The sequence below is a fragment of the Rhodoferax koreense genome (assembly GCF_001955695.1).
Classification (GTDB): Bacteria; Pseudomonadota; Gammaproteobacteria; order Burkholderiales; family Burkholderiaceae_C; genus Rhodoferax_B; species Rhodoferax_B koreensis.
Window position 1 is genome coordinate 2,691,959 of sequence record NZ_CP019236.1, and the last position, 22,499, is coordinate 2,714,457.

Here is a 22,499-nt window from a genome sequence, read left to right on the forward strand (position 1 = left end):
CGATCAAAGACAGGGCTGGCGCCGCAGGCCGCGGCGGATCACCCGATTTGCCTCGGTAAATGTAGCCCAAGCCAGGCGATTCAGAAGTTTTCAGAACGCTTCATGGACTTCCGGGGACTTTTGCACGGCACAGGAGGAAAGTTGACCCCATCGCCTCCGGGCCATCCCTTGCCATCATTCTCAGGAACTGTCGCATGAACTTCCAGCCGCTAGACCCGTTCGAGCGCTTCGGCCAGCCGGCCGAGCCGTTGTCCTCCGCCGCCACCGAACCAGACCCGTTCTTCGACCGCGCGGGCCTGGCCTGGATCGCGGCCTGCGTGGCCATCGCCGTGGCCGCCGGGCATTGGATCCCCCTGTTGTCCGAGCCCGGCGCCTGGGCCGGCGTGGCGCAGGCCGCCAACCCGGCCGGCGCGGCTTCGGCGGCGACCGCGGCCATGAAGGCGCTGCCGCTGCCGCAGACGCTGAAGCTGGCCGGCGAGGAAACCCGCCCCGCCAAGCCGGTGGGGAAACTGCAACTGGGGATGTTCTGATGCAAAGCCTGTTCACTTCCGCCGCGGCCGTCCCGGCCATGTCCTCGCCCTCCTTCAGCCGGCCGGCGGCATCGCCGCGCTCGGTGTTCGATCTCGGTGGCGCAGGCGCCAGCTTCGGCACGGCCGTGCCGATCGCGGCCTCCGCGCCCACCACGTCGACCGCGCTCGGCCGTGACCGGGTCCGTGTGCTGGTGGTCGACAGCGATGCCGACTGCCTGCGCCGCTTCGCCTCCGCCGTGGGCGCCGACACGCAGCTGCAACTGCTGGCAACGGCCGGCGACACCGAGACCGCCATGGCCAACCTCTCGCGTTACCGGCCCGAGGTGCTGATCGTCGAGCCCGGCATGGCGCAGAACTTCGGCCTGGCGCTGATCCGCCACTGCGCCGCGCGGCTGCCGCAGACCGACATCCTGGTGCGCACGCAGGTCGGCGACGACGAGCGGGTGCTGGCCGCGATCGAGGCTGGCGCTGCCGGCTATGTCTACCGGGACGCCGCGCCCGAATGGGTGGTCGCCTCGATCCATGCCCTGCGCGACGGCGGGGCGCTGATCAGCCCCGGCGTGGCGCGACGGGTGCTGGCGCGGTTCCGCCTGCGGTCGGTCGTCACGTCGGGATTCGGCGCGTCGGGGGGCCCGGCGGGCGGTGCGGCGGAGCAGGACGCCGCGGTCCTGTCCGAGGAAGAGATCGCCATCCTGCGCCTGGCGGCCTGTGGCACGGGCTTGCCCGAGATCAGCGAGGTGCTGGCGCTTTCGCCGCGCAAGGTGCTGTCGCACGTGAAAGGCATCTACCGGCAACTCGCCGCGAGCCGGGGCCGGCCGTGCTAGCCCATGTACCGCCGTCAGGGCAGGGCGAGGCGGCGCCGGCTCTCGAAATGGCGCGCCTGGCCTGTCACCGGGTCGGTGAAGCCGATGGCCCGCGCGAGCAGTTGCAGCGGACGGGCGTGGTCCTCCGGGCTGTTGTCGAGCTCGGGATAGAAGCGGTCGTACCGGATCGGAAGGCCGAGTCCGGCCATGTGCACGCGCAGCTGATGCCGCCGGCCGGTGAGCGGAGACAGGCGGTAGCGCGCCCAGTCGCCACGTTGCTCGACGAGTTCGACCAGCGTCTGCGAATTCGGCGTGCCCTCCACCTCCTGCAGCCTGAAAAACGGCGTGCCTTCGACCATGCGGCTGCGGCGCACCAGCGGTAATTCGAGCCCCTCGCGCCAGGCGGCGATGGCTTCGTAGTGCTTGTGCACGGCACGCTCGCGAAACAGCGCGTGGTAAGCGTCGCGTTCCTCGGGGCGGATGCCGAACAGCGCCATGCCCGCCGTCTCGCGGTCGATGCGGTGCAGCGGCACCAGCGTGTCGATGCCCAACTGCTGCTTGAGCCGCACCAGCAGCGTGTGCTGCAGGTAACGTCCGCCGGGCACCATCGGCAGGAAATGCGGCTTGTCGACGGCCAGCAGGTGATCGTCCTGGAACAGGATCTCGGCTTCGAACGGGATGGGCGCCTCTGAAGGCACCTCGCGGTAATAGTAGAGCCGGGTGTGCGGGCGGTAGGCCGCGTGGCTGTGCACCGGCGCGCCGGCCTCGTCGATCAGCAGCCCCTCGGCCATGCGCTGCAGCCAGGTGGCGCGGCTGACGTCGGGGAACCGATCGGCAAAAAAATCCAGCACGGTCGCCCACGGGCCCGCGGGCAGGCCGACGCAGCTCGGGCCCACGCCGTTTCGCGTGGGCAGCCTTTGATTCGCTTCGCTCAAACCCGCCGGAACACCACGTCCCATACGCCGTGGCCCAATTTGATGCCGCGGTTCTCGAACTTGGTGAGCGGGCGGTAGGCCGGCTTCTCGGCGTAACCGTTCTCGGCCGTGGCGGTGTTCTGCAGCAGTGGCTCGGCCCCCAGCACCTCCAGCATCTGCACGGCATACGGCTCCCAGTCGGTGGCGCAGTGCAGGTAGCCGCCGGGCTTGAGGCGCGAAGCCAGCTTGGCCACGAGCGGCGGCTGCACCAGGCGGCGCTTGTTGTGCCGCTTCTTGTGCCAGGGGTCGGGAAAGAAGATGTGCACGCCGTCGAGCGCCCCGGGCGTGAGCATGTGGTCGATGACCTCCACCGCGTCGTGCGCCACGATGCGGATGTTGGTAATGCCCTGTTCGCCGATGCGCTTGAGCAATGCGCCCACGCCCGGCTGGTGCACCTCGCAGCACAGGAAGTTGACCTCGGGCAATACGGTGGCGATGTGGGCCGTGGCTTCGCCCATGCCGAAGCCGATCTCCAGCACGGTCGGCGCGCTGCGGCCGAAGGCGGCGGACAGGTCGAGCGGGCGCGCCGCATAGGGCAGGGCGAAGCGCGGGCCGAGTTCCTCGGTGGCCTTGGCCTGGCCGGAGGTGGTGCGGCCGGCGCGCAGCACGTAGCTCTTGATCGACTTGGGATGGGCGACATTGGCCGGGGGCTGGCCCGCCACGGTCGGGTTCAGTCCGGCTTGCGGATCGGCGGTCGAAGCTGCGCCAGGGGTAAAGGTGGTTGTGTCATTCACGGGTGGGATTGTAGAGAGCCCGCCAGGCCGTGACCCAATGAGAAAGCGCAGCCCGGATGGGGTCATCGCTGGCATGCAAGGCCGGCGGCGGACCCGGCAGGCCGAGTTGCGCCGCCGCCGCCGTCAGCGCATCCAGCGGCGCGGCGCTGTCGAAGGCCCGTGCGCCGTTCTGCTTGGAGAGCTTTTCGCCGTTGTCGCCCAGCACCAGCGGCGTATGCAGGTAGATGGGCGTGACCAAGCCGAGCGCGCGCTGCAGCACGACCTGGCGCGGCGTGTTGTCGGCCAGGTCGGCGCCGCGCACCACGTGGGTGATGCCTTGGGCCGCATCGTCCACCACCACGGCGAGCTGGTACGCCCAGAGGCCGTCGGCGCGGCGCAGCACGAAGTCGCCGACCTCCGTGGCCACGTCCTGCGTTTGCGCGCCAAGGCGGCGATCGACCCAGTGCACGACGGCACCATCGGCACAGGCGCTGGCGACGTCGAGCCGCCAGGCTCGCGCTGGGAGGCCGTTCAGCCCATGGCGGCAGGTGCCGGGGTAGACCAGTTCGCCGTTGCGTTCACGTGGCCGGCCGGTCCGGGCCGCGGCAATCTCGATGTCCTTGCGGGAGCAGGCACAAGGATAGGCCAGGCCGGCGGCCACCAGTTGGTCCAGGGCGGCCTGGTAGATGGCCGAGCGCTGCGACTGCACAACGGGCGGTGTGTCCGGCACGAGGCCGCAGGCCTCCAGCTGGCCGAGGATGACGACATCCATGCCCGGCACACAACGCGGCAGGTCCACGTCTTCGATACGCACCAGCCACCGGCCGCCATGGGCGCGGGCGTCGAGCCAGCTGGCGAGGGCGGCGACCAGAGAGCCCTGGTGCAACGGCCCGGTAGGGGATGGCGCGAACCGACCGATGTAACGCTCACCCACCACCCACTCCGTTCAAGCCACGGCCAGCGCCAGTTCGAGCCCGGAAACGAACGCGTCCTCGATCCGGTGGCCGATGCACCAGTCGCCGCAGGCCCCGATGCGCGCGGCCTTGTCCCAAAGGTGGCTCTGGCCCAGCGGCTGGATGGTCTGGGCGTAACGCCAGCGGTGCACCGCGGCAAAGCTGGGTTCGGCGCGGATGCCGGTGACTTCGGAAAACGCGCGCAGCAGCTTACCCTGGATGCGGTCGTCGCTGTCTTCCAGATGCTCGTGCGACCACGCGGCGCTGGCCTGCACCGTCCAGCGCTCCACACCCGCACGGCCGGGCTTGGACGATTCGCGCGCCAGCCAGGCGATGCGGTGGTGCGTGCTGCGCGCGGCGTTCCACTGCGGGCCGATGTGCGACATGGTCGGCTGGATCGCCTGCGGGAAGGCCAGCATCAGCGTCCAGCACGGCGCGACACGCACCTTGCCGATTTCGCGGACCAGTTTCGGCGCCTGGGCCGAGTTCTCAAGCAAGGCCTGGGCCTGCGGATTGGGCAGCGCCAGCAGCACCACGTCGAAACCGGAGAACACCTGTTCCGCATCCGGCGTGCCCGGCATGCCGTTGGTGCGCAACTGCCACTTCTTCGGCGTGAAGGTGTCGCGCTCGATGCGGGTCACCAGGGTTTCCAGATGAAGCTGTCCGGCATCGACCAGCGGCCTGGCCCAATGCTGCACCAGTGCGTTCATGCCCGGCGTCGGCACGTAATGCGGCTCGCGCGCCGGCAACCCGGCGGCGGCCACGCGGCCGAACGGGTCGAGCACGCGCACCAGGTTGGCGCTCCAGGGCTTGGCGATGCCCTTGGCGGTTTCGAGCGCGAGCGCGAAGCGCGGATCACGCACGGTGAAGTACTGCGCGCCGTGGTCGAAGCCGCCGAAATTCGTGCTTTTGGTGGCCATGCGCCCGCCCGCGCCGCGGCTCTTCTCGAACACCGTGACCTCGTGCCCGGCCTGCGCCAGGGTACGCGCACAGGCGATGCCGGCCATGCCCGCGCCGATCACGGCGATGCGGCGAGGCGCGTCTGGGGAAGAGGTGGCACGCGTGTTTGAAGGTGTCATGTTGCTGTTCTTGGTTGAGAGATTCGGGAAAGGAAAACGGCCCGGCCGTCATGCATGGACTCTACACGCACCCGCAGCCCGCTTGGCCGCAGCGCAAGGAGGGCTTTCCCCATGCCATCGCAGATCGCCATGGCCACGCCTCAATCCCAATGGTTGTACTGCCGCTCCAGCAGCGCCGTACGCGTTGCCGGGCTTTCCAATTGCTGCAGCCACCACTGCAGCGCCCGCCCGTGCGTGCCGCGTGTCGGGCTGCGCCAGGCGTAGCTCACGCGAATCACGCGGGCAGGGCGCTCCACCTGGCGCGTGACGAGGTGGCCGGCCTCGATGTAGGGCCGCGCCAGGCTCTCGGGCAGGAAACCCGCACCCAAGCCGCGCAGCTGGGCCTCTAGTTTGGCGCGCATGCTGGGCACGGTGAACACATCCTGGCCGCCGAGCAGGCCGTAGGTCAGGCCGCTGCCGCGCTGCACCGAGTCGGCCACGGCCACGGCGCGGTGTTGCTGGATCAGGGTGTCGCTCAGGGGCTCGGGCGCCTGGGCCAGCGGGTGGTGCGGCGCCACCGCGAAGATGAACAACATGTCGCCGAGCGGCTTGCCCTGGATGCTGCCGTTGTTGGTGATCTCCAGCGCCACGCCGATCGACAGGTCGGCCTGGCCCGAGGTCAGTGCTTCCAGCGTCCCGGACAGGATTTCCTCGCGGATCTTGAGATGCGTGGGCGGGGTCTGCGCATAGAAAGCTTCACACAGTTCCATCACCGTCGCGTGCGAGATCACGCTGTCCACCGCCAGGGTCAATTGAGGCTCCCAGCCCGTCGCCACGCGTTTGACGCGGTTGGCCACGGCGTCCACGTCGTCGAGCAGCCGACGGCCCTCACGCAGCAATTCGGCGCCAGCCTCGGTGAGCCTGGCCTGGCGCGAGCTGCGGTCGAACAGCAGCACGTCGAGCGCGTCCTCCACCTGGCGCACGCGGTAGGTGAGGGCGCTGGGCACCATCCCCAAGCTGCGCGCCGCGCCCGCGAAGCTGCCCTCGCTGGCGATGGTGAGCAGCATGGAGAGGCTGTCCGGTGTCAGCACGTCGCGCGGTGTTTGCATGGATGGCCCAGATTCGTTCAAATAATTTGAATGATGCCATCAAAGCGCGTGTACCGCCGAGCCGCCTTCAACGCCTAAAGTTCATGCCATGGACCCACCCGATGGGTTCACAACCAAGGACTCGATGCAGAGTCCATGCAGACAGGAGTTTTTCCATGTTGACACTTCGCAAATCTCAGGACCGCGGCCACGCAGACCATGGCTGGCTCAAGTCGCAGCACAGCTTCTCGTTCGCCGGCTACATGGATCCGAAACACATGGGCTGGGGCAACCTGCGCGTCATCAATGAAGACCGCATCGCCCCCGGCATGGGTTTTGGCACCCACGGCCACCGCGATATGGAGATCATCAGCTACGTGCTCGAGGGCAATCTGGCGCACAAGGACACGATGGGCAACGTCAAGGGCATTCCGCCCGGCGACGTGCAGGCCATGAGCGCAGGGCGCGGCGTGCAGCACAGCGAGTTCAACCATGCACCGGACGCGACCACGCACTTTCTGCAAATCTGGATCCTGCCGAAGATTACCGGCATCACACCGAGCTACACGCAGAAGACGTTCGCAGCCAATGAGAAGCGCGGCAAGCTGCGTCTGGTGGTCTCGAACGACGGCGGTGATGGTTCGGTGAAGGTCAATGCCGACGCCGCCATGTACGCCGGTCTGTTCGATGGCGACGAGGCTGCAACTTTGGCGCTGAATCCGGCTCGTAAGGGCTACGTGCACCTGGTGCGCGGCGAACTCGAGGTCAACGGTCAGAAGCTGAGCGCCGGCGACGCGGCCCTGCTCGACGGCGAGTCGCAAGTCGCGCTGGCCCATGGCAAGGACGCCGAAGTCCTCGTGTTCGACCTCGCAGCATAAGGTCCGACCCGGCCGGTCATCCATCGGTGATCGGCCGGTCTTGCCTTGTCTGGCTCGCGTTTTTTGTTTTCTTTTTTTAATCAGGAGTATTTCCAATGGCTTCCACCACCCCCATCACCAATCCCGCGCAAGACAGCATGGCCCTCATCGGCCGGATTCTCATCGCGGCCCTGTTCATCCCCGCGGGCTGGAGCAAGCTCATGGGTTTTGCCGGCACCGTCGGCTACATCACCTCGGTCGGCCTGCCGCTGCCGCAGGTTGCCGCCGCGATTGCCGTGATCGTCGAGCTGGGCCTGGGCATCCTGCTGCTGGTCGGCTACAAGACGCGCATCGTGGCCCTGATCATGGCCATCTTCACCGTCGCCACGGCCGTGTTCTTCCATAACTACTGGGCGATGCCGGCCGACAAGGTCATGGCCAACCAGATGAACTTCTTCAAGAACCTGGCAATCGCCGGTGGCATGCTGGCATTCGCGAGCTTTGGTGCCGGCCGTTTCAGCGTCGACAAGCAATAAGAAAACGCGCTTCTCTCTCCTTCAATCTTCTCCCTGCAAAGAAATCGAATGTCCAAAATCGCTGTTGTCTTTCATTCCGGCTACGGCCACACCCTGCGCGTGGCGCAAGCCGTGGCGCAGGGCGCGAACGCCGAACTCGTGACCATCGATGCCGAGGGCAACTTGCCCGAATCCGGCTGGGCCATGCTGAACGACGCCGACGCCATCATCTTCGGCACGCCGACCTACATGGGCGGCCCGAGCTGGCAGTTCAAGAAGTTCGCCGACGCCACCAGCAAGGCCTGGTTCACGCGCGCCTGGCAGGACAAGGTCTTCGGCGGCTTCACGAACAGCGCCAGCTTCAACGGCGACAAGCAAGTCACGCTGATCTACCTGCAGACGCTGGCCTCGCAGCAGGGCGGCATCTGGGTCAGCCTGGGCCTGGCGCCAGCCAACACCAAGGCCGCCACGCGCAACGACGTCAACAACCTCGGCGGCTCGGTGGGGGTGCTGGTGCAGTCGCCGTCCGACGCGAGCGCGGCCGAAATGTCCGCCGGCGACCTGGAAACTGCGCGCCTGTATGGCGAACGCGTGGCCGCCGTGACCGCGCGACTCAAGGCTTGATCCACGGTTAAGCTTGCGACCGGTTCGCCGGGACGGTCCTGGCGGAACAACACACAGGGTTTCATCATGACCGTATCGCTTCAGGTCGCCGACGGACACGGTCCGTTGGCGCAATCCCTGCAGATCCGCGGCCACGCGCTGACCGCCGACGTCGGCGTGGCCGAGGGCGGCACCGACGCGGGGCCAAGCCCGCACGACCTGTACGACGCGGCGCTCGGCGCCTGCAAGGCGCTCACCGTGATGTGGTACGCGCGCAAGAAGGGCATGCCGGTGACCGACATCCGCACCGTGGTCGACCGCGACGACAGCGAGGAACGCAAGGGCGTCTACCGCCTCGCCACCCGGCTGCAGATCGGCGGCGAACTCAGCGATGCGCAGATCCAGGAGTTGTCGGCCGTGGCGCAGAAATGCCCGGTGCACAAACTCATGACCGCGGTCACGACCGAGGTCACCACCCACGTCGAACGCGCCTGAAGGAGACCTGCACCATGGGCATTGCTCTGTCATTGACCGGCCACGACAAGGACCTCGGCGGCGGTTTCATCGTGCGACGGCTGCTGCCGTCGGCCAAAAAGCAGGCCATCGGGCCATTCATCTTCTTCGATCACTTCGGCCCGGTGACGGTGCATCCGTCCGACGAATACGACGTGCGGCCGCATCCGCACATCGGGCTGGCCACCGTCAGCTACCTGTTCGAAGGCGCGATCCTGCACCGGGACAGTCTGGGTTCGGTGCAGCAGATCGAGCCCGGCGCGATCAATTGGATGACGGCCGGGCGCGGCATCGTGCATTCGGAGCGCCGGCCGCCGCAACTGGGTGGGGTGGATTACGTGAACCACGGCATCCAGCTTTGGGCCGCGCTGCCGGTGGCGGCCGAAGAAGTGGAGCCGAGCTTCGAACACACCGCCGCGGCCGACATCCCGGTGGTGACGCTCGGTGATGCCCAGGTGCGCGTGTTGATTGGCGCGGCTTTTGGCCTGCGCTCGCCCGTCAAGACCTTTTCGCAGACGATCTACCTCGACGTGCAGTTGCCCGCGATGGGAAGCGTTGTGCTGCCGCCGCTGGCCGCCGAGCTCGGCGTCTATGCGGTGGACGGAGCGCTCGACATCGACGGCGCAACGCTGGCCGCGCAGGGGCTGGCCCTTTTGTCGCCCGGCGAAGACGCGGTGATCCGGGCCGGCGCCGCGCCGGTGCGGCTGATGGTGCTCGGCGGCGAGCCGCTCGACGGGTACCGCTTCATTTCGTGGAATTTCGTCTCGAGCCGCAAGGAGCGCATCGCCCAGGCCGGCGCCGACTGGCAGGCCCAGGCCATGGGCCAGGTGCCGGGCGAGACCGACTTCATCCCACTGCCGACGCGCAAGCCAGCGGAACCGCAGCCTCTCTAGGACATCGTCATGCCGTCGCCGCGCGTGGCGCCAGGGCGGCGCGCTCACGGATGCCGCGGTGCACGCGCGTCGCCAGGAAGGCGGCAACCAGCGTGGAGCCGACCACCACATAGCCGACCACGCTGAAGTTCTGCAGCCGGCCATCGGGCCCGATGGCCACGATGTGCCCGGCCACGAGCGAGGCCACGCCGCCCGACAACTGCTGCGTGGCCGCGCTGAGGGCGGTGAAGGCGCCGCGCTGCGTCGGTTTGGGTACGGAGGTGACCATCGCCTGGAACGGGATGATGCGCGAGAAGATGCCGACGAACATCACCACGTTCACCAGGATCACCACCGGCAGGGTCACGTCGTGCAGGTGGGTGTAGAGCGTCACCATGACGATGGTCAGCGCACTGCCCGCCAGGAACACCCGCAGTTTGCCCCAGGCGTCCGCGGCCTTGCCGACCAGCGGCCCGACGAAGATGGTGCAGGCGCCGGTGACGAGGTAGATCGTTGGCAGGTGTACGAGCGGGATGCCGAGATTGTTCACCGTGAAGGCGCTGCTGAACGGCATCAGCATGAAACCACCGGTGGTCAGCAGGGCGGTCGTGGCAAAGGCCATGAGGTAACGTCGCTCGGTCACCGTGTGCAGCAGGTGCTTGAACGCACTTCTTTCCTGCGGTGCGCGCAGGTGGTCGGCCACCGGCTTCATGCGCCAGGCGATCACCAGCCCACCGACGGCGCCGAATGCGGCCATCGCCACGAAGGGCGCGTGCCAGCCGAAATGGTTCGACAGGTACAGGCCCACCGGCAGCCCCAGCACCTGGCTGGCGGCGAAGGCGGTCTGGATCACGCCCATCACGCGGCCGCGCAGCTGCGGTGCGAACAGGTCGGTGGCGATGGCCAGCACGACCGAGCCGATGACGCCACCGAAGATGCCGGTGACCACGCGCGCGGCCAGCAGCAGCTCGAAGCTCGGTGCCAGGCCACACCACAAGGTGGACAACACGAAGCCGGCATAGAAGAACAGCAGCAGTCGCTTGCGGTCGAAGCGGTCGGCAAATCCGGCCATCAGCAGGCCGGAGGCACCGGCGCTGAACGCATAGGCCGAGACGACCAAGCCGAACTGGCGCGGTGAGATCTGCAGTGCGGGCATGATCATCGCGCCCAGTGGCGACATGATCATGAAGTCCAGGATCACCGCGAACTGCAGGAAGGCGAGCAGGCCGGCAACGAATTTCTGGTAGCCGGTGAAGGCAGTGGCCGCTGCGTCGGGCGCGCCTGGTTTTTCAATCGAGGACGGCATGGTCAACCTGGTGGGGTGCTCGCCGACAGGTCGGGCGCCAGCGTGCGCCGCTCGTCGAACACGAAGCAGTCGCCGCTGTAGAACGCGCCGTCGGTTTCCTCGAAGTACTTGAGGATGCCGCCTTCGAGCTGGTAGACGTGATCGAGCCCCTCTTCGCGCATCAGCATCGCCGCCTTCTCGCAGCGGATGCCGCCGGTGCAGAAGCTCACCACCGTCTTGCCGGCGAGCTCGTTCTTGTGCGCCCGCAGCGCTGCGGGGAATTCGCTGAATTTCTCGATGCGCCAGTCGATCGCACCTTCGAACGTGCCGTGGTCCACCTCGAATGCATTGCGCGTGTCGAGCGTGACCACCGGCCGGCCTTCGTCGTCCACGCCCTGGTCGAGCCAGCGCCGCACGGTGGCCGCAGGCACCGCCGGAGCGCGGCCTTCGGCGCTGGTGAAGTCGGGCTGGATCGCCGGGTGGTCCATGCGGATGATCTCGCGCTTGACCTTCACCAGCATCTTCTTGAAGGGTTGCGTGGCCGACCAGCTTTCCTTGGGGGAGAGGTCGCTGAAGCGGCTGTCTTCGCGCAGGGCTGCCACGAAGGCGTGCACCTGTTCGGCCGGCCCGGCCAGGAACAGGTTGATGCCTTCGGTGGCCAGCAGGATGGTGCCCTTGAGCTGCAATGCGGCCGCATGCGAGGCCAGGCGCTCGCGCAGCACTTCGGTGTCGGCCAGGGGCACGAATTTGTAGGCGGAGATGTTGAGGATCGAGTTCACCCCTGGATTCTAGAAGCAGCCTCGCGCGCGTCGGAAGGCGCTGTCTACACTTGCCCGTTTCAGCCGACCGGAGCCCTCTCCCATGCAAGCCCTGCTCGACGCCATCGCCACGATGGAACTTTCCACCGACGCCTGCCGCATCTTCCACGGCCGCGGCGGGCTGCACCCGGGCTGCGAACACTGGGCGCTGGATGTCTTCCCGCCGGTCTGCCTGTTGACGAGTTTCCAGCCCGTGGCCGATGCAGAACTTGCCGCGCTGCAGGCGGCGCTGGCGGTGCGCTGGGCCGCGATCGCACCCGGCCAGCCGCTGAACCTGGTGTTCCAGTGCCGGCACGAGGGCCGCAGCGAGACCCGCCTGCTGGCCGGTGCCGTGCCCGAGCCGCACACCGTGACGGAGCAGGGCGCGCGTTACCGCGTGCATCTGGACAGAGGGCAGAACCACGGCCTGTTCCTCGACATGGCCGAAGGCCGGCGCTGGGTGCGCGCGTTCGCCGAGTCGCAGGCCGGTAGCCGTTTTGGTCTGAAGGTGCTGAACCTGTTCGCCTACACCTGCGCGTTTTCGGTGGTGGCACGGCTGGGCGGGGCGAAGCAGGTGGTCAACGTGGACATGGGCCAGGGCGCGATCGCCATCGGACAGCAGAACCACCAGCTCAACGGCATCGCCTCGGGGGCGAGTTTTCTGGCCCACGACATCTTCAAGACCTGGGGCAAGATCACGCGGGGCGGACCCTATGGGCTGGTGATCGTCGATCCGCCGAGTTACCAGAAGGGCAGCTTCGTCGCCACTAAGGACTATGCGCGGCTCATACGGCGGCTGCCCGAGTTGTTGGGCCCGGGCGGCCATGCCCTGTTGTGCCTGAATGCGCCCGAACTCGGCCCGGCCTTCCTGCAGCAGCAGGTGCAAACACTGGCGCCGGAGTTGGTGTTCGTCGAGCGGGTGGCCAATCCAGCCGTGTTCGCCGATGTATCCGAAGAACGCTCGCTCAAGGTGCTGGTCTACCGCGCGCCTGACTGAAAACCGCGCTCAGGTGAGCGCCAGCCGGCTGCCGGTGTCCAGCCTGAATGCGCTGACGATGTCGGCGAGCCGCACGGCTTGCTGCTGCAGGTTTTCCGCCGCGGCGGCGCTTTCTTCCACAAGGGCGGCGTTTTCCTGTGTCATGCCGTCGAGCTGGTTCACCGCACCATTGATCTGCGCGATGCCCGCACTCTGTTCCGCCGCGGCGGCCGTGATCTCGCCGATGATGCTGTTGAGGTTCTGCACGCTGGCCACGATCTCGGTCATCGTGGAGCCGGCCTGCTGCACCAACTGGCTGCCGGCTGCGACGCGGTCCACACTGGCGTCGATCAGGGCCTTGATTTCCTTGGCCGCCTCGGCACTGCGCTGGGCGAGCTGGCGCACTTCGCTGGCCACCACCGCGAAGCCGCGGCCCTGTTCGCCCGCGCGCGCGGCTTCCACCGCGGCGTTGAGGGCGAGGATGTTGGTCTGGAAGGCGATGCCGTTGATCACGCCGATGATGTCCACGATCTGGCGCGAACTGGTGTTGATCCCGTCCATCGTGCTGACCACCTGGCCGACGATGTTGCCGCCGCGCGCCGCCACGTTCGCGGCCGACAAGGCCAACTGGTTGGCATGGCTCGCCGAGTCGGCGTTGTGGGTTACGGTGGCCGAGAGCTGCTCCATGGCGGCTGCGGCCTGCTGCAGGCTGGATGCCGTGTTCTCGGTGCGGTGGCTCAGGTCCATGCCGCCGCTGGCCACCTCGGCACTGGCGATGCGGATGCCTTCGGAGGACTCGCGCACCGCGCCCACCATGCCGCGCAGTGCGGTCTGCATGGCACCCAGGGCGGCCTGGAGTTCGCCGATCTCGTCCTTGCGTGTCCTCTGGATGGTCACCAGCAGGTTGCCTTCGGCGACCTGCTGGGCCAGGCGGGTGCAGTAGGCGATGGGCGTACGCAGGCTCTGCAGCACCGGCCTGGCGACCAGCAGCACCATCAGCAGCGCGGCGCCGATGCACCAGGCCGAGACCGCACCGATCTTGGCGCTGGTCTCGCCGAACGATGCGATCGTTTGATCGGCGAAGCGGTTGCCGGCCTGCGCCGTCTCGTCCACGCCGGCACGGTGTTCCATGTAGAGCGCGTGCACCGCCGGCATGTTCCTGCGCGCGGTCTCCAGGTCACCGGCGGCCAGTGGCGCGAGCAGGTCGCGGCGGGCCGCGGCGATGAAGCGCTGCGCGCCTTCGTGCTGGCGGCCGAGCAGTTGCTTCTCCAGGCCGAAGGGCGGGTTTTTCTGCCAGAAGTCGGCGCGCTGGCGGTACTCGGATTCGAGCCTGTCGAACTGGCGCCGGACCTCGGCCACGGGCATGCTGCCCTCCACCCCCTGCGACAGCACCAGTCGCATCTCGATCAGGTACATCGGCGGCGGCAGGATGTCGGCCACCACGTCCTTGGCGACGAAGGTCTGGGTGGCGATCTCGTTGAGCCGCTTCAGACCCCAATAGGACTGCCCGGCCACCAGCAGGGCGGCCAGGATGCCGACCGCGGCAAGGCAAAGGGTGGAACTGCGAAGGGAGCGGAACATGGCGGCTCTTTCCGGAAACATTGTTATGGCTATTTAAGCAGATTGTTTCAAACCTGTCGCCGGCAGCCGCGCGCCACGCCGGGCGGTCGCGGGACGGGCGCGTCCTAAAATGGTCCGATGTTCGTTCACCTTCGCCTCCACACCGAGTTTTCCGTCGTCGACGGCACCAACCGCATCGACGACGTCATTCAAGCCGCCAAGCGGGACCAGCAGCCCGCGCTGGCCATCACCGACCTCAGCAACCTGTTCGGCGCCATCAAGTTCTACAAGGAAGCGCGCGGCAAGGGCATCAAGCCGGTCATCGGCGCGGAAATCTTTCTCGAGGGCCTGGGCAAGGAGGCCGGCGCCCTGTCGCGGGTGGTGGTGCTGGTGCAGAACAAGCAGGGCTACCTGAACCTGTCCGAGTTGCTGGCGCGCGGCTTCACGCAGAACGTGGTCAAGGCGCAGGCGGTCATCAAGCTGGTGTGGCTGCAAGAACTCGGCGACGGGCTGATCTGCCTGTCCGGCGCACAGGCCGGGCCGGTGGGCCAGGCGCTGGTGCAGGGCGACGAGGCGCGGGCCGCCGACGTGGCGCTGCAGCTGGCCTCGGTGTTTCCGCACCGCTTCTACCTGGAGCTGCAGCGCGCGGGCCGGCCCGACGACGAGACCCAGGTGGCCGGCGCCGTGCAGCTCGCGGCCCGGCTCAAGCTGCCTGTGGTCGCCACGCACCCCGTGCAGTTCACGGAGGAGGCGGACTACGAGGCCCACGAGGCGCGCGTGTGCATCTCCGAAGGCGAGATCCTCGGCAATCCGCGGCGCGTGCGTCGCTTCACGCGCGAGCAGTACTTCAAGTCGGCCGCGCAGATGGAGGCCTTGTTCGCCGACGTGCCCTCGGCCATCGCCAACACCGCCGAGATCGCCAAGCGCTGCAGCCTGACGCTGGTGCTGGGCAAGCCGCAGCTGCCCGACTTCCCGACGCCCGAGGTCAACGGCGAGCGCATGACGCCGGAGAACTACTTCCGCTACGCCTCGCACGAGGGGCTGAAGGAGCGGCTGCTCCACCTCTATCCCGATGAGGCCGAACGCGAGGCACAGCGCCCGCGCTACGTGGAGCGGCTGGAGTTCGAGATCGGCACCATCCTGAAGATGGGTTTCCCCGGCTACTTCCTGATCGTGGGCGACTTCATCAACTGGGCCAAGAACAACGGTTGCCCGGTAGGCCCGGGCCGCGGCTCGGGCGCCGGCTCGCTGGTGGCCTATGCGCTGAAGATCACCGACCTCGACCCGCTGCAGTACAAGCTGCTGTTCGAACGTTTCCTAAATCCGGAGCGTGTGTCGATGCCCGACTTCGACATCGACTTCTGCCAGGGCAACCGCGACCGCGTGATCGACTACGTGAAGGACAAATACGGCAAGAACGCCGTGAGCCAGATCGCCACCTTCGGCACCATGGCCGCCAAGGCCGCGATCCGCGACGTGGGCCGCGTGATGGACATGAGCTACACCTTCTGCGACGGCATCTCCAAGCTGGTGCCCGGCAAGCCTGGGATGTCGTACACGCTGGCCTATCCGCCCGAGGTGAAGAAGGACGGCGACAAGAACAACTACGCGCTCGAGCTCGAGCCCCTGCTCTACGAACGCGTGCGCGCCGAGGAGGATGTGCGCACCGTCATCGAAATGGCGCAGAAGCTCGAAGGCATGACGCGCAACATCGGCATGCATGCCGGCGGCGTGCTGATCGCGCCGGGCAAGCTCACCGACTTCTGTCCGCTGTACCAGCAGCCCGGCAGCGAATCGGCGGTGAGCCAGTACGACAAGGACGACGTGGAGGCCATCGGCCTGGTGAAGTTCGACTTTCTGGGCCTGGCCACGCTGACCATCCTCGAGATCGCCAAGGAGTTCATCGTCAAGCGGCACAAGGGCCAGGAGAACTTCGCGTTCGAGAACATCCCGCTGGACGACAAGCCGACCTACCGGCTGTTCCAGGAAGGCAAGACCGAAGCCGTGTTCCAGTTCGAAAGCCGCGGCATGCAGGGCATGCTGAAGGACGCCAAGCCCACGCGGCTGGAGGACCTGATCGCGCTCAACGCCCTGTACCGTCCGGGGCCGATGGACCTGATCCCGAGCTTCGTGGCGCGCAAGCACGGCCGCGAGGAGGTGGAGTATCCGCACCCGGCGGTGGCCGAGATGCTGAGCGAGACCTACGGCATCATGGTCTACCAGGAGCAGGTGATGCAGACCGCGCAGATCCTGGGCGGCTACAGCCTGGGCGGCGCCGACCTGCTGCGCCGCGCCATGGGCAAGAAGAAGGCCGAGGAGATGGCCGAGCACCGCGAGAAGTTCCGCGCCGGCGCCCTGGCCACGCATGGCATCGAACAGGCCAAGGCCGACGAGATTTTCGACCTGATGGAGAAGTTCGCGGGCTACGGCTTCAACAAGTCGCACGCCGCCGCCTATTCGCTCCTGGCCTACCACACCGGCTGGCTCAAGGTGCACTACGCCGCCGAGTTCTACTGCGCCAACATGACGGTGGAAATGGACAACACCGACAAGCTCAAGCTGCTCTATGAAGACGCGGTGAAGATGGGACTGACGTTCGAGCCACCCGACGTGAACCGCGGCCGCTACCGCTTCGAGCCGGTGACCGACAAGGTGATCCGCTACGGGCTGGGCGCGGTCAAGGGCACGGGCCAGCAGGCCATCGATGCCATCGTCGCCGCGCGGGAAGAGGGCGGGCCTTTCAAGAGCCTGTTCGACTTCTGCCTGCGGGTGGACCGCGCCAGGCTCAACAAGCGCACGGTGGAAGCCCTGATCAAGGCCGGCGCCTTCGACGCGCTGCATCTGAACCGCGCCGAACTCGTGGCCTCGATCGACCGCGCGTTCGCCTTTGCCGCCGCCGCGGCGGCCAACGCGGGGCAGGGCGGACTGTTCGACATGATGGACGATGGCCACGGATCAAGCACCGAGGAGCCAGGCCTGGTCGAGACCACGCCGTGGGGCGTGAAGGAGCAGCTGACGCTGGAGAAGACCGCGGTCGGCTTCTACCTGTCGGGCCATCTGTTCGATGAAGTGAAGGCCGAGGTGCGGCAGTTCGCCAAGCGGCAGGTGGCCGACGTGGTGGACGGGCGCGACCCGGTGCTGCTGGCCGGCATCGTCAGCGAACTGCGCGTGATCAACGGGCAACGCGGCAAGCTCGGCCTGTTCCGCTTCGACGACGGCACCGGCATGCTCGACGCCCGCGTGTCCGAGGCGGTCATGAACGCCAACAAGAACCTGTTCAGGGAGGACGAGCTGATCATCGTCATGGGCAAGGTGCAGGTCGACCGCTTCGGCGGCGGCGGGCTGCAGCTCACCGTGGTCGAGGCCTGGGACCTGGCGACGGCGCGCTGCCGGTTCGGCAAGTTCCTGCGCGTGACGGTGGCGCCCGGCGAGAAGGCTGCGGCGCCCGACATCGCGCGCGTGGTCAAGGAATTCCCGCCGAAGCGGGAGATGTCCGACCACGGCGACATCCTGCGCGGCCTGATGGTGCGGCTGCAGGTGCAGCGCCGCACGGACCGCGGCGCGGCGGGCGCGGAACTCCAGCTCGGCGAGGAGGCGCGGTTCTTTCCGACCGATGAGGCGTTGGCCAGCTGGCAGATCGGCACGGGGCGGGCGGAGATCGTGTACGAGGCCTGATGCCGCCGCGTGCGCGGAGTCATCGGCGTGACACACCCATGTCATTAAACTGACATCAAAAAGGTTCACACTGCTGGCAACATGCGGCCCCAGATCGATCCTTCCATTCCCAGTTCTTCTTCTTCAGACACACCATCGGAGGCCGGCCCCGCGGCCGCGTCTCCACCCTCGGTGCAGGCACCGGACAAGCCCGCGAGCCTGCTCGACCGCGACCATGCCATCCTCGGCTTCAACGCGCGCGTGCTCGACTGGGCCGTGCGCGACGATGTTCCCTTGCTGGAGCGGCTGCGTTTCCTGTGCATCGTGTCGTCCAACCTCGACGAATTCTTCGAAGTGCGCGCCGCGCCGCACCTGGACGCCGTGCACCACATCGAGGGCAAGGGCGCGTATTCGGCGCGCTCCTTCGTCGAACTCGCGGCTGCCGCGCACAAGCTGGTCGAGCGGCAGTATTCGCTCTACAACGACCAGCTGCTGCCGGCTTTTGCCGAGCAGGGCATCCGCATCCTGTCGCACGGCGAACGCAACCAGGCGCAACGGCAATGGGTGAAGGAGTATTTCGAGCGCCAGGTGCGCCCGTTGCTCGTGCCTGTCGGGCTCGACCCCTCGCATCCCTTCCCGCAGGTGGCCAACAAGTCGCTGAACTTCATCGTGCAGCTCAGCGGCCACGACGCGTTCGGCCGGGAAAACGACATCACCATCCTCAAGGTGCCGCGCGTGCTGCCGCGGCTGATCCGCCTGCCAGCCAAGGTGGCGGGCAAGCAGGCGGCCTTCGTGTCGGTGTCCAGCGTGATCCGCGCGCACCTGCACGAAATGTTTCCCGGACGCGTGGTCGGGCAGTTCTCGCAATTCCGCGTCACGCGGCATTCGGACCTGGCGGTGGACGAGGACGACGTGCGCAACCTGCGCACCGCGCTGCGCCAGGGCCTGGAGATCCGCCATTACGGCCAGGCGGTGCGTCTGGAGGTGGCCGCGGGCTGCTCCGAACACCTGGCTTCCTTCCTGCTGCGACAGTTCAACCTGCCGGCGGAGGCGCTGTACCGCGTGCACGGCCCAGTGAACCTCGTGCGGCTCACGCAACTGATCGACCTCATCGGCGAGGTGGACAAGGCCAAGGCGCCCAAGCTGCTGTTTCCGTCCTTCGTGCCGAGCTGGCCGCTCGAACTCACGCCCGGCGAGTCTTTCTTCGAGCGACTCAAACATGGCGACGTGCTGATCCACCAGCCGTTCGAACGCTTCGACGCGGTGCTGGCCTTTCTGCGCGAGGCGGTGAACGACCCGCAGGTGCTGGCCATCAAGCAGACCATCTACCGCACCGGGGCCGATTCCGAACTCATGGCGCTGCTGCGCGAAGGCGTGCGCCGCGGCAAGGAGGTCACCGTGGTGGTGGAGCTCAAGGCGCGTTTCGACGAGGAAGCCAACATCAACTGGGCGGAGATGCTGGAGTCGATCGGCGCCCAGGTGGTGTACGGCGTGGTCGGCCTGAAGACGCATGCCAAGATGCTGCTCGTGACCCGCCGCGAGGGCAGCCATCTGCGGCAATACGGCCACCTGTCCACCGGCAACTACAACCCGCGCACCGCGCGTCTCTATACGGACCTGAGCCACCTCACGGCCGATCCGGCGATGACGGCGGACATGGAACACGTGTTCGTGCACATCGCGGGCCAGAGCAAGCTGCCCAGACTCTCGCGCATGTGGCTCGCGCCGTTCCACCTGCACAAGCGCACCCTCGAGAAGATCGCCCTGGTGGGTGAGGCCGCGGCGCGCGGCGAGTCGGCGCGCATCGTGGCCAAGATGAACGCGCTGACCGACGAAGCCATCATCCAGGCGCTGATCGACGCCGGCCGCAAGGGTACGAAGATCGACCTCATCATCCGTGGCGCCTGCATGCTGCCGGCCCGTGTGCCGGGTTTCACCGACAACATTCGCGTGCGTTCGGTGGTGGGCCGCTTCCTCGAGCATTCGCGCATCATCTATTGCCGCGCCGGTGCGCAGGAAGACCTGTACCTGTCGAGCGCCGACTGGATGAACCGCAACATGTTGCGCCGTATCGAACTGGCCTGGCCCGTCACCGATGCGCGCATGCGCCAGCGCATCATCGACGAAGCCTTGGTACCCTACCTGCTCGACGGCCGCGATGCCTGGGACATGGACGCCACGGGGCGCTACATTCGGGTGGATGGCGGCGACGCAGCGCATGGCGCCCAGCAGGCCCTGGCCACCCGTTACGCGAGCAAGCGGCGCGGCGATGAAAGCTGACAGGAAAAGAGGAAAGCCCATGGACCTGATCTTGTGGCGTCATGCCGAAGCGGAAGACGAGCGCGAAGGTCTGTCGGACATGGACCGCAGCCTCACGGCCAAAGGCCAGAAGCAGGCCAGCCGCATGGCCGCCTGGCTCGACCGGCAACTCCCGGAAAGCACGCGTGTGCTGGCCAGCCCGGCCCGGCGCACCGAGCAGACCGTGCACGCGCTCGGCCGCAAGTACAAGCTCAGGCCCGAGCTGGCACCCGGCGCCACGCCAGCCCAGTTGCTCGAGGCCGCCCAATGGCCCGACAGCAAGGCCGCCGTGCTGATCGTCGGCCACCAGCCCACGCTGGGCCACACCATCGCCCAATTGCTCGGCCTGGACGACCCCAACTTCGCCGTGAAGAAGGGCGCCGTCTGGTGGCTGCGCCAGCGCGAACGCGACGGCCAGGCTCAGACGGTGCTGGTGGCGGTACAGGCGCCCGAGACGATCTGACGGAGACCGGCCCGGTTGGCGACAGCCGGGCTGCGCCGGCCCATGCAAGGGGACTCACCCGGCCTGCGCCGTGGTCTTGCGCCCTAGAATGGCCGCCCCAGGGTTCCGCATTCGTGCCATGTTGATTTCGAAAAAGCTACGCCGGTTCGCGCAGATCCTGGTCGTGGGCAATATGGCCATCCTGGCGTTGCTGGTACTGACGGTCACCAGCGCCTTGCTGAGCAGCCACGAAGCCTATTTTCTGCGCGTCCGGCACACGGTGCAGAATCTGGCGGGCACGTTGAGCCTCGGCGTCAGCGCGGAAGTCAGGCAGGTCGACAATGCGCTGTTGTCCGCTGTTCAGCAACTCAACAGGCTGGATGCTCTCTGGCGGGTCGATCCGGTATTGACGCAGCAGATCGTCGACGAGCTGAAGGCCCAGGTCCCCCAGGTGGATGCGCTGCGGCTGACCGATGAGCGTGGCTTCGTGCTCGGCGCGCAGGGGGCGGCGGCGATTTTCGTGGGCGACCGGGACTATTTCAGGCAGGCCCGCGAACGACCGGACCGGCTGGTAATCTCCGAGCCGATCGAGGGGCGAACGAGCAAAAGGTGGGGGATTGTGCTGGCGCGCGCCCGGGTGGCGGCCGACGGAAGCTTCAAGGGCGTGGTGTACGCCACCATGTCCAGCGCGCATTTCGTGGACGGATTCGATGACTACGCGCTGGGTTCGCAAGGGGCCGTGACCCTGCGCTCGGCATCGCTCAGGCTCATCGCCCGGTTTTCGGCTGGCGATCCCGCGCCGCAGTCAGGTTTCGGAACGGTGAACGTCTCTGCCGAGTTGAGTGGCGCGCTTGCGGCCCATCCGCAGGAAGGTTTTTTCGTTTCGCACACCGCGCTCGACGGGATCGAGCGCGCATCGGCCTACCAACGGGTGCCCGGCTATCCATTGCTGCTGCTGGTCGGACTGGGGACCGACGACTTCTATGCGCCCTGGCGCCGGCAGGCCGCCGAACTGGTGAGCTTGGCCGCCGCGCTGGCGTTTCTGGTGGTGAGCCTGTCGGCGTTTCTCTACCAGCGCCATGCACTTCAACTGCGCAACCAGCGGGAGCTCACGCGGCTTGCGGGCGAACGCGAGGCCTTGCTGCAGAGCGGCATCGTGGCGATGGCCAAGCTGAAGGACCGCACGGTGCTGTGGCACAACCAGGCGCTCGGCGATACCTTCGGATATGGCGCCGGCGAACTGCTGGGCCAGCCCATACGGATGCTCTATCCGGATGAAGCTTCTTACCAGAAGGTGGGCCTGGCCTACAAACAATTGTCCGAGGGTTGCCAATACCGCATGCAATTGCAGATGGCGCGCAAGGATGGGCGCCTGATCTGGGTAGACCTCAGCGGTTCTCCGCTGACGAACGGCGAATCCCTGTGGATGATGGTGGACATCACCGCGGTCAAGGATGGCGAGACACAGGCGCGGCACATGGCGATGCACGATCCGCTCACCGGGCTGGCCAACCGCGCCTACCTGGCGCAGGACCTCGGCTACGCCTTACGCGATGCGGAACGCAACAGCCGGGGTCTCGCCGTGTGTTACCTCGATCTCGACGGTTTCAAGGCCATCAACGACCTTCATGGCCACGAGGCGGGTGACCGGGTCCTCATCGAGATGGCGCGGCGCATGGTTGCTTGTGTGCGCGCGAACGACCTGGTCGCGCGGATCGGCGGAGACGAGTTCGTCATCGTGTTGAGCGATCTCGATGGCATCGAGCAGCTGCACATCGCTCTGCGCCGTCTGCTGGAGGCGCTGGGCCTGCCGCTGGGGCTGGGCGATGGCACGCAGGCCTGCGTGGGCGCCAGTATCGGCGTGAGCATCCATCCCGAACATGGCTCCGAGGCCGAGAGCCTGATCCGGCTGGCGGACCAGGCAATGTATGTCGCCAAGCGCGGTGGCAAGAACCGTTTCTCCGTCCACGACGGCCGGCAGCCCGAGCGGTCCGTCGCAGGCTGAGGC

General features: G+C 67.2%; 20 protein-coding genes. 12 read left to right on the forward strand and 8 right to left on the reverse strand.

Going from position 1 to position 22,499, the window contains the following annotated elements; translation table 11 throughout:
• Window positions 1-194: 194 nt before the first annotated feature.
• Window positions 195-530 (forward strand): hypothetical protein, encoded by a 336-nt coding sequence (locus RD110_RS12635; protein WP_076199810.1) that lies wholly within the window; start codon window positions 195-197, stop codon window positions 528-530.
• Entirely contained in the window at window positions 530-1,354 is an 825-nt protein-coding gene (locus RD110_RS12640) for a response regulator transcription factor (RefSeq protein WP_083686242.1), read from the forward strand. The genes RD110_RS12635 and RD110_RS12640 overlap by 1 nt, the downstream gene beginning before the upstream one ends.
• Before the next feature lie 14 nt (window positions 1,355-1,368).
• Here the strand turns inward: RD110_RS12640 and RD110_RS12645 are convergent, their stop codons facing one another.
• The 5 genes from RD110_RS12645 to RD110_RS12665 all read right to left on the reverse strand — a co-directional run bounded on the left by RD110_RS12645 (window position 1,369) and on the right by RD110_RS12665 (window position 6,140).
• Window positions 1,369-2,268 (reverse strand): pseudouridine synthase, encoded by a 900-nt coding sequence (locus RD110_RS12645; RefSeq protein WP_157900173.1) that lies wholly within the window; start codon window positions 2,266-2,268, stop codon window positions 1,369-1,371.
• Window positions 2,265-3,050, reverse strand: a complete 786-nt coding sequence (gene trmB / locus RD110_RS12650; RefSeq protein WP_394329454.1) for a tRNA (guanosine(46)-N7)-methyltransferase TrmB — start codon at window positions 3,048-3,050, stop codon at window positions 2,265-2,267. The genes RD110_RS12645 and trmB overlap by 4 nt, the downstream gene beginning before the upstream one ends.
• Window positions 3,034-3,954 (reverse strand): tRNA glutamyl-Q(34) synthetase GluQRS, encoded by a 921-nt coding sequence (gluQRS, locus tag RD110_RS12655; RefSeq protein WP_076204910.1) that lies wholly within the window; start codon window positions 3,952-3,954, stop codon window positions 3,034-3,036. The genes trmB and gluQRS overlap by 17 nt, the downstream gene beginning before the upstream one ends.
• A 12-nt stretch (window positions 3,955-3,966) precedes the next feature.
• Window positions 3,967-5,052, reverse strand: a complete 1,086-nt coding sequence (locus RD110_RS12660) for an NAD(P)/FAD-dependent oxidoreductase (protein WP_076199813.1) — start codon at window positions 5,050-5,052, stop codon at window positions 3,967-3,969.
• Window positions 5,053-5,192: 140 nt separating this feature from the next.
• Window positions 5,193-6,140, reverse strand: a complete 948-nt coding sequence (locus tag RD110_RS12665) for a LysR family transcriptional regulator (RefSeq protein WP_076199814.1) — start codon at window positions 6,138-6,140, stop codon at window positions 5,193-5,195.
• A gap of 155 nt (window positions 6,141-6,295) precedes the next feature.
• Between RD110_RS12665 and RD110_RS12670 the strand changes: the two genes are divergently transcribed.
• The 5 genes from RD110_RS12670 (at window position 6,296) to RD110_RS12690 (ending at window position 9,500) form a co-directional block, all read left to right on the forward strand.
• Window positions 6,296-6,997: a pirin family protein gene (locus RD110_RS12670; protein WP_076199815.1), complete on the forward strand. Its 702-nt coding sequence runs from the start codon at window positions 6,296-6,298 to the stop codon at window positions 6,995-6,997.
• Between the two features lie 95 nt (window positions 6,998-7,092).
• Window positions 7,093-7,512: a DoxX family protein gene (locus RD110_RS12675; protein ID WP_076199816.1), complete on the forward strand. Its 420-nt coding sequence runs from the start codon at window positions 7,093-7,095 to the stop codon at window positions 7,510-7,512.
• A gap of 48 nt (window positions 7,513-7,560) precedes the next feature.
• Window positions 7,561-8,115 (forward strand): flavodoxin family protein, encoded by a 555-nt coding sequence (locus RD110_RS12680; RefSeq protein WP_076199817.1) that lies wholly within the window; start codon window positions 7,561-7,563, stop codon window positions 8,113-8,115.
• A gap of 66 nt (window positions 8,116-8,181) precedes the next feature.
• A complete protein-coding gene (locus tag RD110_RS12685; RefSeq protein ID WP_076199818.1) occupies window positions 8,182-8,589 on the forward strand; it encodes an OsmC family protein in 408 nt (135 codons plus the stop codon).
• Window positions 8,590-8,603: 14 nt separating this feature from the next.
• Complete coding sequence (locus tag RD110_RS12690; RefSeq protein ID WP_076199819.1) at window positions 8,604-9,500, forward strand: pirin family protein; 897 nt, start codon at window positions 8,604-8,606, stop codon at window positions 9,498-9,500.
• Between the two features lie 7 nt (window positions 9,501-9,507).
• Here the strand turns inward: RD110_RS12690 and RD110_RS12695 are convergent, their stop codons facing one another.
• Together RD110_RS12695 and RD110_RS12700 are read right to left on the reverse strand one after the other, a co-directional pair.
• On the reverse strand, window positions 9,508-10,785 hold the full coding sequence (locus tag RD110_RS12695) for an MFS transporter (protein ID WP_076199820.1): 1,278 nt from the start codon (window positions 10,783-10,785) through the stop codon (window positions 9,508-9,510).
• Window positions 10,786-10,787: 2 nt separating this feature from the next.
• Complete coding sequence (locus tag RD110_RS12700) at window positions 10,788-11,543, reverse strand: sulfurtransferase (protein WP_076199821.1); 756 nt, start codon at window positions 11,541-11,543, stop codon at window positions 10,788-10,790.
• 82 nt (window positions 11,544-11,625) lie between these two features.
• On the opposite strand from RD110_RS12700, the gene RD110_RS12705 reads away from it, so the two are divergent.
• Window positions 11,626-12,558 carry a class I SAM-dependent methyltransferase gene (locus RD110_RS12705; RefSeq protein WP_076199822.1) on the forward strand — a complete coding sequence of 311 codons (933 nt, stop codon included), beginning with the start codon at window positions 11,626-11,628 and terminating at the stop codon, window positions 12,556-12,558.
• 9 nt (window positions 12,559-12,567) lie between these two features.
• On the opposite strand, the gene RD110_RS28845 is transcribed toward RD110_RS12705, so the two are convergent.
• The gene (locus RD110_RS28845; RefSeq protein ID WP_076199823.1) at window positions 12,568-14,118 is read right to left on the reverse strand and encodes a methyl-accepting chemotaxis protein; all 1,551 of its coding nucleotides are present in this window, start codon (window positions 14,116-14,118) and stop codon (window positions 12,568-12,570) included.
• A 117-nt stretch (window positions 14,119-14,235) separates the two neighbouring features.
• Between RD110_RS28845 and dnaE the strand changes: the two genes are divergently transcribed.
• The 4 genes from dnaE (at window position 14,236) to RD110_RS12730 (ending at window position 22,496) form a co-directional block, all read left to right on the forward strand.
• Window positions 14,236-17,772: a DNA polymerase III subunit alpha gene (dnaE, locus tag RD110_RS12715; protein WP_076199824.1), complete on the forward strand. Its 3,537-nt coding sequence runs from the start codon at window positions 14,236-14,238 to the stop codon at window positions 17,770-17,772.
• A gap of 81 nt (window positions 17,773-17,853) precedes the next feature.
• Window positions 17,854-20,031, forward strand: coding sequence for a polyphosphate kinase 1 (ppk1, locus tag RD110_RS12720; RefSeq protein WP_083686244.1), 2,178 nt, complete (start codon window positions 17,854-17,856; stop codon window positions 20,029-20,031).
• A gap of 19 nt (window positions 20,032-20,050) precedes the next feature.
• Window positions 20,051-20,512 carry a phosphohistidine phosphatase SixA gene (gene sixA, locus RD110_RS12725; RefSeq protein ID WP_076199826.1) on the forward strand — a complete coding sequence of 154 codons (462 nt, stop codon included), beginning with the start codon at window positions 20,051-20,053 and terminating at the stop codon, window positions 20,510-20,512.
• Window positions 20,513-20,630: 118 nt separating this feature from the next.
• Complete coding sequence (locus RD110_RS12730; protein WP_162277358.1) at window positions 20,631-22,496, forward strand: sensor domain-containing diguanylate cyclase; 1,866 nt, start codon at window positions 20,631-20,633, stop codon at window positions 22,494-22,496.
• Window positions 22,497-22,499 lie beyond the last annotated feature (3 nt).

Coding starts and splice junctions, on each gene's coding strand:
- RD110_RS12635 (WP_076199810.1), top strand. CDS start 195: ATGAACTTCCAGCCGCTAGACCCGTTCGAGCGCTTCGGCCAGCCGGCC.
- RD110_RS12640 (WP_083686242.1), top strand. CDS start 530: ATGCAAAGCCTGTTCACTTCCGCCGCGGCCGTCCCGGCCATGTCCTCG.
- RD110_RS12660 (WP_076199813.1), bottom strand. CDS start 5,052: ATGACACCTTCAAACACGCGTGCCACCTCTTCCCCAGACGCGCCTCGC.
- RD110_RS12665 (WP_076199814.1), bottom strand. CDS start 6,140: ATGCAAACACCGCGCGACGTGCTGACACCGGACAGCCTCTCCATGCTG.
- RD110_RS12670 (WP_076199815.1), top strand. CDS start 6,296: ATGTTGACACTTCGCAAATCTCAGGACCGCGGCCACGCAGACCATGGC.
- RD110_RS12675 (WP_076199816.1), top strand. CDS start 7,093: ATGGCTTCCACCACCCCCATCACCAATCCCGCGCAAGACAGCATGGCC.
- RD110_RS12680 (WP_076199817.1), top strand. CDS start 7,561: ATGTCCAAAATCGCTGTTGTCTTTCATTCCGGCTACGGCCACACCCTG.
- RD110_RS12685 (WP_076199818.1), top strand. CDS start 8,182: ATGACCGTATCGCTTCAGGTCGCCGACGGACACGGTCCGTTGGCGCAA.
- RD110_RS12690 (WP_076199819.1), top strand. CDS start 8,604: ATGGGCATTGCTCTGTCATTGACCGGCCACGACAAGGACCTCGGCGGC.
- RD110_RS12695 (WP_076199820.1), bottom strand. CDS start 10,785: ATGCCGTCCTCGATTGAAAAACCAGGCGCGCCCGACGCAGCGGCCACT.
- RD110_RS12705 (WP_076199822.1), top strand. CDS start 11,626: ATGCAAGCCCTGCTCGACGCCATCGCCACGATGGAACTTTCCACCGAC.
- RD110_RS28845 (WP_076199823.1), bottom strand. CDS start 14,118: ATGTTCCGCTCCCTTCGCAGTTCCACCCTTTGCCTTGCCGCGGTCGGC.
- dnaE (WP_076199824.1), top strand. CDS start 14,236: ATGTTCGTTCACCTTCGCCTCCACACCGAGTTTTCCGTCGTCGACGGC.
- ppk1 (WP_083686244.1), top strand. CDS start 17,854: ATGCGGCCCCAGATCGATCCTTCCATTCCCAGTTCTTCTTCTTCAGAC.
- sixA (WP_076199826.1), top strand. CDS start 20,051: ATGGACCTGATCTTGTGGCGTCATGCCGAAGCGGAAGACGAGCGCGAA.
- RD110_RS12730 (WP_162277358.1), top strand. CDS start 20,631: ATGTTGATTTCGAAAAAGCTACGCCGGTTCGCGCAGATCCTGGTCGTG.